Here is a 14,739-nt window from a genome sequence, read left to right as displayed (position 1 = left end):
CTCTCAGGCGATGCCTCCGGAATCTCGGGCGATGTTCTCACTCTCAAAGCCGATGCGCTCGCGTTCCCGGCCGATGTTCCCTCGCTCACAGCCGATACACCCGCTCTAATCAGGGATCCATCACTTTTCTATTCTAATTCAAAGCTCTGTGCTTCTACCTCTGCACTATTGGGTCCTACATACACGACAAATTCGCCTGGGTCACTTGTGTAGCTTAGATCTGCATGGTGATAACGCAGTTGCTCTTCTGTGATTGTAAATTGGACTGCTTTCGTCTCGCCTGGTTCTAGATGGATCTTTTCAAATCCTTTTAATTCCTTCATTGGGCGAACTACTTCGCCTACTTTGTCTTGAATATATAGTTGCACAATTTCTTCGCCTGCTACTTTTCCAGTGTTGGTTACGTTAACTTGTGCTGTAAGCTTTTCTCCCTTCTTAAGTGTCTCACTGGAAAGGGAGAATTGGTCATAGGCATAGGTCGTGTAACTAAGGCCATATCCAAACGGAAACATTGGCGCATTCGGGCTATCAAGGTACTGTGATACATAGCGAATCTGCGCATCTGGCGCTCCTTTTGGTCGGCCTGTGTTGAAATGATTGTAGTAGACAGGTACTTGTCCAACATTGTCTGGGAACGACATGGTTAATTTACCTGAAGGATTCACTTCCCCGTACAGTAAATCTGCAATGGCGGCTCCGCCTTCCGTGCCTGGGAACCACGCTTCCAGTACCGCATCTGTTTTATCAATTACGCCGTGTAAATCTAGTGGTCTACCATTAAATAGCACTGCTACAGTTGGCTTTCCGAGTTTTACAATCTCTTCTACCAGTTTAAGCTGTGGTGCTGGTAGCTGAATATTTGTTCTAGAGCCTGCTTCTCCACTCATTTCCGAAGCCTCGCCAAGTGCAAGTATAACTACTTCTGCCTCACTTGCTAATTTGATGGCTTCTCGCAAGTCTGCATCTTCTCCTGTTTCAATGTCACTGCCTTTAGCGGCTATAACTTCTTTGTTTAGTTTTTGCTCAATTCCAGCCTTCACTGTAATCGCATCATCCGTTGAACCGAGGAAAGACCATGGGCCAAGAATATCGTTTCCTTCCGCAAATGGGCCGATGAGGGCAATTTTTTGCTCTTTTTTCAATGGAAGAACACGGTCATTCTTCAAAAGGACAGCCGATTTAGTGGCAAGGTCCTGTGCTGTTTGGCGATGCTCGTCACAGCGGATCACCTCTTTTTCACGTTCTTCATCCGCTCCCCGATACGGGTTTTCAAATAAGCCTAGTTTCTGTTTTAATTCAAGCACCCGTAAGACAGCTTCATCTAATAGACTTGCATCAACTTTTCCTTCTTCAATCAATTCCTTAAGATGGCTGGCATACGTTGTTGTCATCATTTCAATGTCCAAACCTGCTTTTATAGCCTTTTCGGCTGCTTCTTTCTCGTTGGCAGCAACCCCATGTGGGATAAGCTCTTTCACAGCGCCCCAGTCAGAAATCAAGACACCATCAAAGCCCCATTCCTCACGGAGAAGATCACGCATCAAGGTTTTGTTTCCGGTAGCGGGAATGCCATCAACCGTATTAAATGCAGTCATGACCATTTCACTTCCTGCCTCCAGTGCAGCTTTATAAGCAGGCAGGTAATATTCTCTTAAATCTCGTTCTGACATATTGACTGTATTGTAATCACGCCCACCTTCTGCTGCACCATATGCAGCAAAATGCTTCACACAAGAAGCGAGGGTGTCCGTATTATTCTTTAAATCATCGCCCTGGAATCCCTCTACTTGAACTCTAGCAAACTCTCCATTCAAATAAGGATCTTCTCCTGTTGACTCCATAACACGTCCCCAACGTGGATCGCGTACAAGGTCAACCATTGGAGCAAAGGTTACATGAATACCTGAAACAGCTGCCTCTTTCGCTGCAATCTGTGCACTCTTTTCTGCAAGCTCCAAGTCCCATGAGCTACCTATTGCGAGTGGCACCGGAAAAATTGTCCGGTATCCGTGTATGACATCCGCCATCATTAAAAGCGGTATTCCCAATCTGTTTTCCTGTAAATGGCGTTCTTGGATTGCTTTTATTTCTTTTGCACCCCACGCACCGAGTACGGAACCTGTATTTTCCACTGTTTCATCTGTAACGTTCATATTTACCATCGGACCGGTAATCTCTCCGCTGTTCGATGCACCTTTAAAGAATGGTGTTGCAAGCTGCATGAGCTGTGCTACTTTTTCATCTGTTGTCATTCTACCTAATAAATCGTGTAGGAATTGGTCTGTCATGTGTCTTCCTCCGTTTCAACATATTATAAACTTTCGTTGGCTTAGATTTTTTGAAAAACTTGCATTCTTTCTTCTTATACTTAGGACCTCATCATTTCAACTACGTCCTCATTGCTTCCTAGGTAAATTTTAGAATATTTGGCTTACCGCCATCCTTTTTGACACTTAGGCAGTAGAGATGTTTTCTACTTCCCTATCTGCCAAAAAATAAATTAATAGTTGCAATCGGTTTCAAATACTACTATAATCGATTTGTAGAAACGTTTCAACAAAAAACATAGAATTTTCAACAGGGGAATTTTATTCTCCTCTCCACAAGAACCGCCACAACAACAAAAAGTGATTATAAATTCACGTAAAGTGAGTATTTTTTAATCTAAACTTGAAAACGATTTCAAAATGTTTTATGCTATTTTTGGAGAAACGTTTCAATAAAACTCTCTGAACAAGGAGTGACGGTGTAACTAGCCAGAACATGGAAGACTCTGAAATACTTCATTATAATTAAAACTACTATATTTAAGGGGTGTACGTATGAAAAACAATAAATATGCATGGCTTACAGCAATTTTGCTAAGTGTGGTACTTGTATTAGGCGCTTGTTCATCTGATGATGAATCGAGCAGTGGATCCTCAAGTGATTCGGATACTATTTCCGTTTGGACAATGACAAGTGGATTAGAAGAATTTGTAACAGAGTATGAAGATGAATCTGGTGTAACTGTTGAAGTACAGGCAATCCCTTGGGATAACGCCCATGACAAACTTCTAACTGCTGTAGCTTCAGGCAATGGACCGGATGTTCTACAGATTGGTACAACATGGGTTGCAGAATTTGCCGAAGCAGGAACATTTCTTGATATTTCGGATAAAATTGGTGACTATGACAACTTAGCAGCTGACAATTTCTATGAATCTGCTGTTGAAACAACGAAATATGAAGACACTACGATCGGAATTCCTTGGTATGTTGATACACGTGCTTTATTCTATCGTACTGATTTACTAGAAGAAGTTGGATATCCTGAAGGTCCACAAACATGGGATGATATGGTAGATGTATCTCGCCAGTTGGCTGATCGTGGTGATGGACAGTATGCCATTGACTTACCTGCAACAGATCCTCAATTCCCGTTCTTATTAGCATGGGAGCATGGTTGGAATTATGATATGGATAAAGGATCCGCAAGCTTTGAAGATCCTGGTTTCAAAGAAGCAATTGAGTTACACAACCTTTTCTATAGTGAAGAACTTTCTCAAACTGGAGAAGGAAAAGAATTCTTCCAAGCATTTGAAGATGGCTCAAAGCCAATGTTCTTCAGTGGCCCTTGGGATATCAAAACAATTACCGAAAGAGCTCCTGAGATTGAAGGGCAATGGGATGTTAAAGTGATGCCTAAAGCAGAGAACAACAATTCTATGATGGGTGGCGCACACTTGGCTGTTTTCAATAACTCTGAAAAAGTAGACCAAGCGCTAGATTTCATCAACTGGATGGCAGACCCGGAAACACAAGTAAAATGGTATGAGGAATTTAGTGAACTGCCTGCAAACCTAACCGCTTGGGAAGATCCTGCATTAACGGAAAACGATATGGTTGCGACGTTTGGTGAGCAATTGAAATCAACACAGCCACTTCCATTAATTCCTGAGTATGAAAGATTAGGTCAAGAGATTCTGAATATGCTTGAGCAAATCAACCGTGGTGGCGCGGATATTGATGAAGCATTAGAGGATTACAAAGCTGAGGCAGCACGCGTTCTCGGTGAGTAGTAGATAAGTAAAATCTTAGAATCATAAAATACGAAATAGAGTTTATCAGCGCTACGGCATGATAAGCTCTATTTTTTTAACAATAGTAGTTAAACGTATGCGAATGAGCCAATAGCTTCGAATGCGCTCAGCGTTTTTGTTCACTCCAGCAGATTAGCCCCTCTCCTCCCTCTATATTACTTCGCCTTGTTCAGTCTGGAATAGTCGTTAGCAGATCTCCTAATCTATAGTTTGCGAAAAATGATAGAAAAGGAGGAATTTTTTCTTGCAATCGATTTCAAAACCCACTATAATCAAATTATAGAAACGTTTCAACAACTTATATTTTAATAAGAAAGTGAAACGAGTTCATCATATAATACTTATACCAATACCAGTTGCGGGAGTTTCCTTACATTTTTTATTGATTTGTTGAAAACGATTCCAATATTTCGGTTGCATCGGTTTAATAGAAACGTTTCAACTTCTCTAAACTTAATATGGAACCAACTCCTGTCAGTATGTAGAACAAGCGCACACACAAGTGAAAGGAAATCCTAAACCTTTCGACATGTCAATTAAGGGGTGAACGTAATGAATCGCTTTAAAAGTAATTTAACACCATATTTCTTTATTATGCCTGCTGTTATACTACTCGGTATATTTTCTTTCCTACCGATCCTTGTTTCATTAGTTATTAGTTTTACAGATATGAATTTAAGCGGGTTAGCAAACTGGTCGCAAATCAGTTTTATCGGCTTCGATAACTTTGTCCAGTTATTCCAGGACGATGTTTTTCTTAAATCGATGGGGAACACTTTTATTTACGTTATTATTGGGGTGCCTTTGGCTGTAATCAGTTCCTTTGTCATCGCACTACTATTAAAACTTGTATCTGACTGGATGTCCACTACGTTTCGCGTCATCTATTATGTTCCTTCTGTAACAAACATTGTAGCGATAGCTGTTGTATGGAGTTTCCTCTACAATCAGGAATATGGACTTTTTAACTATCTATTGTCTCTTGTGAATTTTGACGCTATCCCATGGTTAGAGGATCCATTTATTGCTAAACTTTCCTTGATTGCAATGGCGGTTTGGAAGAGTAATGGTGTCAGCATGCTCATTTTCCTTGCAGCACTGCAATCTATTCCTAACATGTATTATGAAGCAGCAGACATTGATGGCGCAAACCGCTGGCAGAAGCTTTTCAAAATTACGCTACCTTCTATGAGCTTTGCTACTTTCTTTGTTGTGGTTACAACACTAATTGGCTGGTTACAATTCTTCGAGGAACCATTTGTTATGACAGAAGGTGGACCTTTGAATGGCACGAATTCACTTGCTCTATTTATCTATCAAGAAGGTTTCCAATATAGTGAATTTGGCTATGGTGCAGCAGCATCCTTTGTTCTGTTCATCATTATCATTCTAGCAACTCTATTACAATTTAAACTAAGAAAATCTGAAGATAATTAAGGAGGCGGCTTCCATGGATTTAAAAAATAATTTTGAACGTGCCATTATCAACACGGTCCTTTTCATTGGCGGTCTGCTTGTATCACTGCCATTTGTTTGGATGATACTTAGCTCATTTAAGAATGAAAGAGAAGTATTAAGTATTCCGCCAACCTTGTTCCCAAATGCTCCAACATTTGAGCATTATATAAATCTATTTACAAATTTGAACTTTGACGTTTACTTAGTAAATACATTGGTCATCGTCTTTTTCTCCATGATCGGTTTACTGTTAAACACTATGGCCGGCTATGGCTTTGGTAAGTTTCAGTTTAAAGGAAAAGAAATTTGGTTCGCTGTTGTGCTTCTTACCATGATGATACCTGGTCAGGTTACCATGATTCCTACGTACTTGATCCTAAATGAAGCTGGCTTAACGAATAGCATGGCAGGGATTATTCTCCCTGGGTTAATTGCTGCATTTAATATTTTCTTAATTCGTCAGTTTATGGTAACCATTCCAGATGACCTGATCGAAGCAGCCCGCCTTGATGGTGCTGGCGAAATGTATATTTTCCTTAAGTTGATTATTCCGTTGGCAAAACCAATTCTCGCCGTACAGGTTATCCTGACATTCATCGGTTCATGGAATAGCTTCCTATGGCCATTGATTATCGCAAACGATGAAAAGTTGTACACGTTATCGGTAGGCCTTGCACTACTACAAGACCAAAACGTGTCAAACTACGGCTTGCAGATGGCAGGCTCCACCTTCATGGTTGTTCCTGTACTCATTATCTTTATCATCTTCCAGAAACATATTGTGGAAGGGTTCAACGTTTCTGGGATAAAATAAAACTTAACCCAGCAGAGGTCTTACCCCCCGTTTAGGCGGGATAAAATAACTAAACGATGGACAGTTGGAGAATCGCTTACTGGCGAACCTTCTCCTTTCCTAATCGTATTAGAAAGGAAAAATGACATGGCTCTATTTCAATGTGAATTTTCGTCAGAGGTTTTATCAAGATCTGTTTCTATGAACGTCATTTTACCACAGCCTTCCTTTAAGGATGGCGCTACAGGAAACAAGAAATACCCAACCCTATTTCTTCTACATGGCTTCAGTGACAATCACACCGCCTATCTTAGAACTACATCTATTGAGCGGTACGCCGCTGACAAAGGGATTGCTATCGTTATGCCAGGTCTTGATAACAGCTATTATACAGATATGGCTCATGGCGGAAAGTACTGGACATTTTTAACGGAAGAGCTCCCCGCAGCTGCCAGATCTTTCTTCCCCCTTTCTGAAAAACGGGAGGACAACTTTGTAGCAGGTCATTCGATGGGTGGCTTTGGTGCATTGAAATGGGCATTGAATTTCCCTAATCGCTTTGCAGCAGTAGCTAGCATGTCTGGTGTTACCGATATGGTATACCATTTAGCAAATGTTAGAAAAGAGCCTGGTGACAAAAAGAGATCATTGGAGCTCGTTTTTGGTGAAGCGGATGTCAGCAAAACAGAGAATGATTTAATCTATAAGCTGGAACGATTAAATGAATCATCCAATGAAAAACCAATGCTTTATCAATCTTGTGGTACTGAAGATTTCTTATATGAACATAATTTACGTTTTCATCGTATATGCAAAGAAACGGACCTTGACTATACGTATGATTTCGGACCTGGAGACCATACTTGGGAGTATTGGGATGATAAGATCCAGGACATATTGAAATGGCTCCCTATTCGGTAAAATTCAGGTAATTCCTAGCATATAATGTATGATACGATGTTAGTAATGAATCGTTGGAGGAAAATGACATGGCAACTATAAAAGATGTAGCAAAACGTGCTGGGGTCGCAATATCCACTGTTTCCTACGCCTTAAACAACAGTCCAAGAATAAGTATGGCAACAAAGAAAAGGGTTGAAGAAGCGGCGAAAGCATTAAACTATAAGAAGAACGGCTTTGCTTCTGATTTAAAAAGAACAAAGACAAACACCATCGCACTGCTTTTGAGCGATCTCTCTGGACCCTTCTATTCAGAGCTTATTCAAGGGGTGCAGGATGTCACATCGGCTAATGGGTATGATCTAATTGCTTGTAGTTCGATTGGCGGCGCACAATCGACTGCAGTAAAATTCCTCACGGAAAAGCGTGTAGATGGAGCGATTATTCTTGCCCATAATATTAGCGACGCCATTACACTTGACGCAGCACAGCACGGGTCCCCACTCGTTGTGCTTGATCGTTATCTGGAAGATGAGTCTATCTACCATGTGGAAGTGGATAATATACATGGAGGCTATCATGCTACAGAGTATTTAATCAACCATGGCCATAAGCAAATTGCGTTTATTAGTGGACCAGCAGCCTCTCACGATAACGTGCAACGGTATAAAGGGTATCGAAAGGCATTAGAAAACTATAATATTACGTATCAATCAAAATGGGATATTGCCAGTGATTTCACAAGAGAGGGCGGCTACCGGGCGACAAAATTGCTTATCGCCCAGCGGAACCTTCCTCAAGCCATTTTTTACGCAAATGATGAGATGGCAGTCGGCGGACTTCAAGCTTTTAAAGAAAACAATATCAGCATACCCGATAATATTTCCATCATTGGCTATGATGATATCCAATTATCCGAATATGTAACCCCGCCACTAACAACTATTAAACAGCCAAAATACGAAGTCGGGGCCCTTGCTGCCCACCTCATCTTTCAACTGTTAGGCGGCGAAAAAACAGATAACCATTACAAGCTTTCAACAGAACTTGTAGAGCGCGAATCTGTGAGGCATGTGTCAGAATAGATTAGATTAGGGAAGCTCTAACCATGTGGTTGGAGCTTTTTTTGTGGGGTGGTTGATTGGAATCATCTTGTGATTGATTGGACTGCTCTTCTGGTTGATTGGGAGCATCTTGGGATCGATCAGACTGCTCTTCTCGTTGATTGGGAGCTCCATGTGATTGATTGGACTGCTCTTCTGGTTGATTGGGAGCTCCATGTGATTGATTGGACTGCTCTTCTCGTTGATTGGGAGCTCCATGTGAGCGATCAGACTGCTCTTCTCGTTGATTGGGAGCATCTTGTGATCGATTAGACTGCTCTTCTCGTTGATTGGGAGCATCTTGTGAGCGATTGGACTGCTCTTCTCGTTGATTGGGAGCTCCATGTGATTGATTAGACTGCTCTTCTCGTTGATTGGGAGCTCCATGTGAGCGATCGGACTGCTCTTCTCGTTGATTGGGAGCATCTTGTGATCGATTGGACTGCTCTTCTCGTTGATTGGGAACATCTTCTGAGCGATTGGACTGCTCTTCTCGTTGATTGGGAGCTCCATGTGAGCGATTTAAGCAACTAAAGGTTAATAAAATCTGCAAAACAAAAAGCTCCTCACCAAGGAGGAGCTTTCGCCTTCATCTAAATCTACGCTTTTAATTGTTTTATTTCTTCTAATTGCTTCATAACACTTTCGACCAAAGGACTTCCTGCTTCTAAGCCAGCTACAGTTTGTAGTGCTTGTTCGTATCCTTGCTGTACTACTTTTTCTTGCAATTCTACTGCTTCCGCATCCTCATCAAATTGATAGGAAAGTGCTGCAGCAATTGTTTTTGCTAGAAATACGGGTTCTTTGCCTGTTGTTTCTAAGTACACGCTAGCAGGGCGAATAAGGCGATCTTTTGCGCCGAGCTTACGAATTGGGCCACGTCCTACACGTGTTACTTCATCGGAAATATACGGGTTTTGGAAACGGCCAATAATTTTCTTGATATACGTCTGGTGTTCATCTCTATCAAACCCGTACGTTTGAATCAATGCTTCACCTGATTCATTTAATGTACCGCTTAGGATTTCTAGAACTTTTTCATCATGCATTGCTTCATTAATGGTTTTGTAGCCCATGTAATGCCCGATATATGCAGGTACAGTATGACCTGTGTTAACTGTAAACAGTTTACGTTCAATATACGGTGTTAGATCTTCTACAAAGGTAATGCCGTCAATGTTTGGAACTTCACCTTTGATTGCAGAACGGTCTACCACCCACTCGTAATATGGCTCTACAGATACTTCAAGCAGATCCTCATTAACCTGGTTTGGTACAATGCGGTCAACTGCTGCGTCAGGGAAACCAAATAACGTAGCCATTTTCTCCTGTTCTTCTGCTGGTACGTGATCCATTACTTTTTCTTTTAATAAAGTACTTCCACCAACCATGTTTTCACATGCAATAATATTCAGCTCCGTTGGATTGGAAGCTAGTCGAGCACGTAATCCTTTGGCAATTAACTCTGCGATAATTGGCAGGATATTTGGCCCAACAGCCGTTGTTACAATATCAGCCTTTTCAATTCCAGCAACAACACTATCTGGATCTTGCATACTATTTATCCCAGAAACATTTTTCACAGTCAACTGTTCTTTGTTTTCTGCAGCCAAAATAACATTATACTGTTGTTTATTGTTTAATTCCTCAATCACTTTATCATTTACGTCGACAAAAGTGGTGTGATAACCTGCTTGATAAAGCAAGGAGCCAATAAACCCACGCCCGATGTTTCCTGCTCCGAAATGTACGGCTTGCATTTAGTTCACCTCACTGAAAATACGGATGATCTCTTCTTCTGAAGAAGCATCAAGAATGGTTTGAATGTTTTCTTCTTCTGAAAGAACAATCGCAATTTTAGATAGGACCTCCAAATGCTCGTCACCTTTACCAGCAATACCAATAAGCACTTTAACGATATTTCCATCGCCAAAATCAATACCTTCTGGAACTGTCACAACGGAAAGACCAGTTTCTGTAACCATTCCTTTTGCATCCTCTGTACCATGAGGGATAGCAACGTTATTTCCCATGAAAGTGGATGTCAATTCTTCACGCTCTAACATTTTATCGATGTAAGAAGCTTCTACATAGCCATTATCTGCTAGGATGCCACCCGTGTAACGAATTGCCTCTTCCTTGCTGTTTAATGATACATTTAGTTTAATATTGTCTTTGCTTAATACTTCTTTTGCCATAGCTTGATGCACTCCTTATAATAAATTTTTTTCGTTTAGTAATTTTTGAAACTCCTCTATAAAAAGCTGCTTTATCGCTGCTTCTTCCCCGGATTCAAACAATTGAATCCGCTCCCTGCCCTGGATGATCATCCCACTTAGTAAACTCATGACCTCCAACGCTTCCTGTTCTGTCTCTTCTGGTGCCAGCATGAGCAGGATAGTCTGCATTTGCATGTCCCGATCATCCATCCCCTTTACGGTTACCGGATGTTCAAGATGGTATACCGTGAAGCTCGGCCTGTTCACCCCATTTGATCTAGTGTGATACAATCCTAACTTCGTTTCTGGTATCCCAAGTCCACTCAGTTTTTCACGTTCTACAAGCATTTGAAAAACTTGATTAGGATCAGAAAGGGCTCCCTCCTGTGCCAGCTCTGTGCAGACGATATGCAGCATATCTTTCGTAGTTCGTTTTTCCGTAAGGCTCTTTATCGAAAAATGATCAAGGATCTGTAACATGACGCGAGAATAAACCTCGACGCCTCGAAGCCTCCTAATAAACTCTTCAGCAGAAGTAGCTGTGGAAATCATGCCATGGACTTCCTTATTAGCTGGCTTCTTGGTCACGGTTAGCTTTTTTTGTCGGATCGCTTTTTTAATCCGGTGCACTTCTTGCTTTGTCAGTATTGGTGAAGCTAGGATATACTCTCCATCAAAGCCCTGCAACGGGATAGTCGACACGATAATATCATAGCCACCAACCGGCAATTCCTGCAGATCAAACATGGATTTATTATCGACATGTCTAATCTCGGGTATGCGCTGTTGTAAGGTTGTGGCAAGCATTTTTGCCGTCCCAATTCCGCTAGAACAGATAACAAGAGCGTGTAAGTCTGTTTTGTTATCGTCATGCAAAAGAATAGCGGCAAAATGGAGTACCAAATAGCCAATTTCATCGTCTGGAAAAGAGATGCCTGGAAAAACTTCCAAAACACCAGCCCGAACGATGTCAAAAAGATCGCGATAATCATTCATGATCTCTTTTAAGAGTGGATTCTTTATATTCATTTCCTGTTGCAACCGATACATGGTCGGCTTTAAATGTGCTACGAGGTCGTTTAACATGACCGCATTTTCCGCTAAGTCCACATTCAATTGATTTCCAACATGGTCTATAAGAGCTTTTGCTTTAAAAGCGACATCCATACTTGTATCTTCAATGAGATAATTCTGATCCGCGCGTAGCTTAGCGCCTAATAAATGCATCGTGATATAACCTATCTCATCCTCTGGGATGTCCATATCCAATGATACTTCTAAATCCAAAAGCATTTTCTTCGCTATCGCAAATTCCCTTGTGCCTTGCAGCTGCTTCCAGGACGTTGGATCAAAGCGGATTTTTTCTCCTCTTTTTAAACGCTCCATCGCCAAAGCCAAGTGGACAACCAGTCCAACATAAGCACTATCAGCCAAGTCATTAGGCAGTTCATGTCTCGCCTGTTCGACTCTTTCTTCAATAACATGCAGCTTATCAGCATCCACCAGACCAAGTAATCGATTGGAGATTTTATCTGTTTGTATCCCTGATTTTTTCTGGATGTTTTGCTTGATTAAGCTGATAAAATCATAAGGCTCCACATATTGGGAAATCAGGTTACTGATCGCAGCACGTTTACTTGCTTCTTTCCCTGTGATTTGAACACCCGAGCCTCTTTTTCGGATAAGCTGCAGATTGTACCTCTCCAGTTCCGTTTCAAGCTGATCAAGGTCATTTCTTACGGTAGCAGTTGTTACGCGTAATTCGCTGCTTAAAGCATACAATTTTATTGGCTCTTGTGCCTCAAACAAAATGGAAAGAATGACTGCCTGCCTTTCTTCAGAAGAAAGATCAAGCTCCGCTGTTTGCATCAGCTCTTTGTTTAACCTGTCTTTATCTTCCTTTTTCCCTTCAAGCGAAAGGCCTACACCTGCACGCTTTACTAAATTTAGCTGAAATTCTTTTGCCAAATCCTCTAGTTCTTTAAGGTCTCGGTGAATGGTCCGCTCACTAACATCGAGTGTCGCTGCAATTTCCTTCACTGTTATACCATCATATGCCTGAAGTAAAACCTGAAGCATCCTCCGAACCCGCGCTGTGATATACAAGCCATTCACCTCCCTTATCGTGTCGTATTAAATTTAAGTTGTGTTTATCGAGTAAGTTGGCCGGTGTATCTACCAAGTCTGCGGGATATCGGCCGTGCGAGCCTCATCTTCGCCCATAAGATCTACACCGTCGGCCAGCGCACATTCCTTTTCAACTTTTAAAAAACATAAGAGGGCAAGGAGTTACCCCCTGCCCTACTTTTTATCTTACTACTTTTTAAGTCTCTCTACCAATTGATCATATTTTGGACTGTTTAAGAAGTTCTCAACAGAAATATGCTCAGCTGTTGGGATCTTTTCTTTTGCACGATCCGTAAGATCTCTATGCGTAATAACGATATCTGCATCATCAGGAATCTCGTTAATTGCATGGTTATTAACATAAATATCAATGTCAGCTTTTTTAAATTTGTTTTTCAATAAAGAAGCTCCCATTGCACTTGAACCCATACCCGCATCACAGGCAAAGATAACCTTATCAACCTCTGCTGCGTCTTTTTCTGTATCGACTGGCGTTTGGTTCAATGCATCTGCTTCAGCAGTTTCACCGGCATTTAATGTACCAGCTACAGAACTTTTCTTGCCTTTCATCGCTTCCATTTGGCCAGTAGCTTCTGCTAAGTCTGCTTCTGATTTGCTTGTTTTCAAGATTACGGAAGCAATTAAGAAGGAAACAACAGCGGCTACAAGTACACCAAGTGTTACACCAAGATAGCTATCTGGTGTTGCCATCGCATAGACTGCAAAAATACTTCCTGGTGAAGCTGCAGCTCTAAGTCCTGCATCAAATAAAGATAGTGTGAACACACCACTCATACCCCCACCGATTACTGCAAGAAGCAACATTGGCTTCATTAGGATGTATGGGAAGTAAATTTCATGAATACCACCAACAAATTGGATTAGTGCTGCACCAGGAGCCGAGGCCTTTGATGCACCTTTACCAAAAATACTGAAGGCAAGCAAGATTCCAAGACCTGGTCCTGGGTTTGCTTCCAATAGGAATAGGATCGATTTGCCAGCATTTGCTGCTTGTTCGACACCAATTGGGCTTAAGATACCATGGTTAATCGCATTGTTTAAGAATAGAATTTTTGCTGGTTCAATAATAATACTTGCTAGTGGTAGCAAACCTGCACCGATAATTGCTTCAACACCTGCAGCTAACCCATTGTTCAAACCTTCTACAACAGGACCAATTGCTAATGCAGCAAGTATTGCAAGAATTGCTCCGATAATACCAGAAGAGAAGTTGTTGTAAAGCATCTCAAATCCGGATTTCACTTTATCTTTAAACATATCATCAAACTTCTTCATAATGTAACCAGAAAGTGGTCCCATTACCATTGCGCCGAGGAACATTGGAATACCTGCACCAACGATAACCCCCATTGTTGCAGTTGCCCCGACAACCCCACCACGTAGATCATAAACCATTCGTCCACCAGTAAAACCGATCAATAGTGGTAATAAGTATTTAATCATTGGGTCAACCATTGCCCCAAGACTTTCATTTGGGAAATAGCCATCTGGAATAAAGAGTGCTGTAATAATCCCCCACGCAATAAATGCGCCGATATTTGGCATGATCATGCCACTTAAGTAACTGCCAAAGCGTTGAACCTTGGCGCGAAAACCTTTCTTTTCTGCCATTTTCGTTACCCCTCTCTCAAATTATAATGAATAAATAAATGAAAACATTTTACTATCCTAATTCTATTCCCCAGATTCGAGTAGTACAACGTAATCTAAATACAACTTTGGCAAAACACTTGTTGACAAAATTTGATGAGAAGGCTCAGAAGAATGGTACTATCGAGCATGCTTGCTGCGGAAATCGATCATACGAGAGGTTCAATCAATCACGTAGGCGTTCCAATCGATCATACGAGAGGTTCAATCAATCACATAGACGCTCCAATCCAGCATACAAGTCTTCCAATCAACCACATAGACGCTCCAATCCAGCATACAAGTCTTCCAATCAACCGCATATACGCGCCAATCGATTATACAAACAACCCAACATTACTTTAATCTTTCACCAACCTTTATATGTATACAAAAAAACGCCCTTC

General features: G+C 41.3%; 12 protein-coding genes. 6 read left to right on the top strand and 6 right to left on the bottom strand.

Going from position 1 to position 14,739, the window contains the following annotated elements; genetic code table 11:
- Positions 1–128 precede the first annotated feature (128 nt).
- Positions 129–2,288, bottom strand: a complete 2,160-nt coding sequence (bglX, locus tag ACTWPF_RS03515; protein ID WP_443148300.1) for a beta-glucosidase BglX — start codon at positions 2,286–2,288, stop codon at positions 129–131.
- A gap of 534 nt (positions 2,289–2,822) precedes the next feature.
- Here bglX and ACTWPF_RS03510 point away from each other — a divergent pair.
- The 5 genes from ACTWPF_RS03510 to ACTWPF_RS03490 all read left to right on the top strand — a co-directional run bounded on the left by ACTWPF_RS03510 (position 2,823) and on the right by ACTWPF_RS03490 (position 8,318).
- On the top strand, positions 2,823–4,061 hold the full coding sequence (locus tag ACTWPF_RS03510; RefSeq protein WP_443148299.1) for a sugar ABC transporter substrate-binding protein: 1,239 nt from the start codon (positions 2,823–2,825) through the stop codon (positions 4,059–4,061).
- A gap of 573 nt (positions 4,062–4,634) precedes the next feature.
- Positions 4,635–5,519: a carbohydrate ABC transporter permease gene (locus ACTWPF_RS03505; RefSeq protein WP_036576154.1), complete on the top strand. Its 885-nt coding sequence runs from the start codon at positions 4,635–4,637 to the stop codon at positions 5,517–5,519.
- Positions 5,520–5,532: 13 nt separating this feature from the next.
- Complete coding sequence (locus ACTWPF_RS03500) at positions 5,533–6,354, top strand: carbohydrate ABC transporter permease (RefSeq protein WP_106897924.1); 822 nt, start codon at positions 5,533–5,535, stop codon at positions 6,352–6,354.
- A gap of 126 nt (positions 6,355–6,480) precedes the next feature.
- Complete coding sequence (locus tag ACTWPF_RS03495) at positions 6,481–7,254, top strand: alpha/beta hydrolase (protein ID WP_443148298.1); 774 nt, start codon at positions 6,481–6,483, stop codon at positions 7,252–7,254.
- Positions 7,255–7,322: 68 nt separating this feature from the next.
- Positions 7,323–8,318 (top strand): LacI family DNA-binding transcriptional regulator, encoded by a 996-nt coding sequence (locus ACTWPF_RS03490; RefSeq protein WP_443148297.1) that lies wholly within the window; start codon positions 7,323–7,325, stop codon positions 8,316–8,318.
- A gap of 1 nt (position 8,319) precedes the next feature.
- On the opposite strand, the gene ACTWPF_RS03485 is transcribed toward ACTWPF_RS03490, so the two are convergent.
- The 5 genes from ACTWPF_RS03485 to ACTWPF_RS03465 form a co-directional block, all read right to left on the bottom strand.
- The gene (locus ACTWPF_RS03485) at positions 8,320–8,889 is read right to left on the bottom strand and encodes a hypothetical protein (protein WP_443148296.1); all 570 of its coding nucleotides are present in this window, start codon (positions 8,887–8,889) and stop codon (positions 8,320–8,322) included.
- Positions 8,890–8,935: 46 nt separating this feature from the next.
- Positions 8,936–10,096, bottom strand: coding sequence for a mannitol-1-phosphate 5-dehydrogenase (locus ACTWPF_RS03480; RefSeq protein WP_443148295.1), 1,161 nt, complete (start codon positions 10,094–10,096; stop codon positions 8,936–8,938).
- Positions 10,097–10,534, bottom strand: a complete 438-nt coding sequence (locus tag ACTWPF_RS03475) for a PTS sugar transporter subunit IIA (RefSeq protein ID WP_036576169.1) — start codon at positions 10,532–10,534, stop codon at positions 10,097–10,099.
- Between the two features lie 15 nt (positions 10,535–10,549).
- Positions 10,550–12,670, bottom strand: a complete 2,121-nt coding sequence (locus tag ACTWPF_RS03470; RefSeq protein ID WP_443148294.1) for a BglG family transcription antiterminator — start codon at positions 12,668–12,670, stop codon at positions 10,550–10,552.
- A gap of 201 nt (positions 12,671–12,871) precedes the next feature.
- Positions 12,872–14,314 (bottom strand): PTS mannitol transporter subunit IICB, encoded by a 1,443-nt coding sequence (locus tag ACTWPF_RS03465; RefSeq protein ID WP_106897930.1) that lies wholly within the window; start codon positions 14,312–14,314, stop codon positions 12,872–12,874.
- Positions 14,315–14,467: 153 nt separating this feature from the next.
- Here ACTWPF_RS03465 and ACTWPF_RS03460 point away from each other — a divergent pair, with 153 nt between their 5' ends.
- The gene (locus ACTWPF_RS03460) at positions 14,468–14,698 is read left to right on the top strand and encodes a hypothetical protein (RefSeq protein WP_443148293.1); all 231 of its coding nucleotides are present in this window, start codon (positions 14,468–14,470) and stop codon (positions 14,696–14,698) included.
- Positions 14,699–14,739 lie beyond the last annotated feature (41 nt).

Origin of the sequence: Oceanobacillus sp. M65, assembly GCF_052246275.1 — a bacterium.
Taxonomy (GTDB): domain Bacteria; phylum Bacillota; class Bacilli; order Bacillales; family Amphibacillaceae; genus Oceanobacillus_B; species Oceanobacillus_B jordanicus.
This window is presented reverse-complemented; position numbering and strand designations above follow the sequence as displayed.

Coding starts and splice junctions, on each gene's coding strand:
- ACTWPF_RS03505 (WP_036576154.1), top strand. CDS start 4,635: ATGAATCGCTTTAAAAGTAATTTAACACCATATTTCTTTATTATGCCT.
- bglX (WP_443148300.1), bottom strand. CDS start 2,288: ATGACAGACCAATTCCTACACGATTTATTAGGTAGAATGACAACAGAT.
- ACTWPF_RS03460 (WP_443148293.1), top strand. CDS start 14,468: ATGGTACTATCGAGCATGCTTGCTGCGGAAATCGATCATACGAGAGGT.
- ACTWPF_RS03500 (WP_106897924.1), top strand. CDS start 5,533: ATGGATTTAAAAAATAATTTTGAACGTGCCATTATCAACACGGTCCTT.
- ACTWPF_RS03480 (WP_443148295.1), bottom strand. CDS start 10,096: ATGCAAGCCGTACATTTCGGAGCAGGAAACATCGGGCGTGGGTTTATT.
- ACTWPF_RS03465 (WP_106897930.1), bottom strand. CDS start 14,314: ATGGCAGAAAAGAAAGGTTTTCGCGCCAAGGTTCAACGCTTTGGCAGT.
- ACTWPF_RS03510 (WP_443148299.1), top strand. CDS start 2,823: ATGAAAAACAATAAATATGCATGGCTTACAGCAATTTTGCTAAGTGTG.
- ACTWPF_RS03490 (WP_443148297.1), top strand. CDS start 7,323: ATGGCAACTATAAAAGATGTAGCAAAACGTGCTGGGGTCGCAATATCC.
- ACTWPF_RS03475 (WP_036576169.1), bottom strand. CDS start 10,534: ATGGCAAAAGAAGTATTAAGCAAAGACAATATTAAACTAAATGTATCA.
- ACTWPF_RS03495 (WP_443148298.1), top strand. CDS start 6,481: ATGGCTCTATTTCAATGTGAATTTTCGTCAGAGGTTTTATCAAGATCT.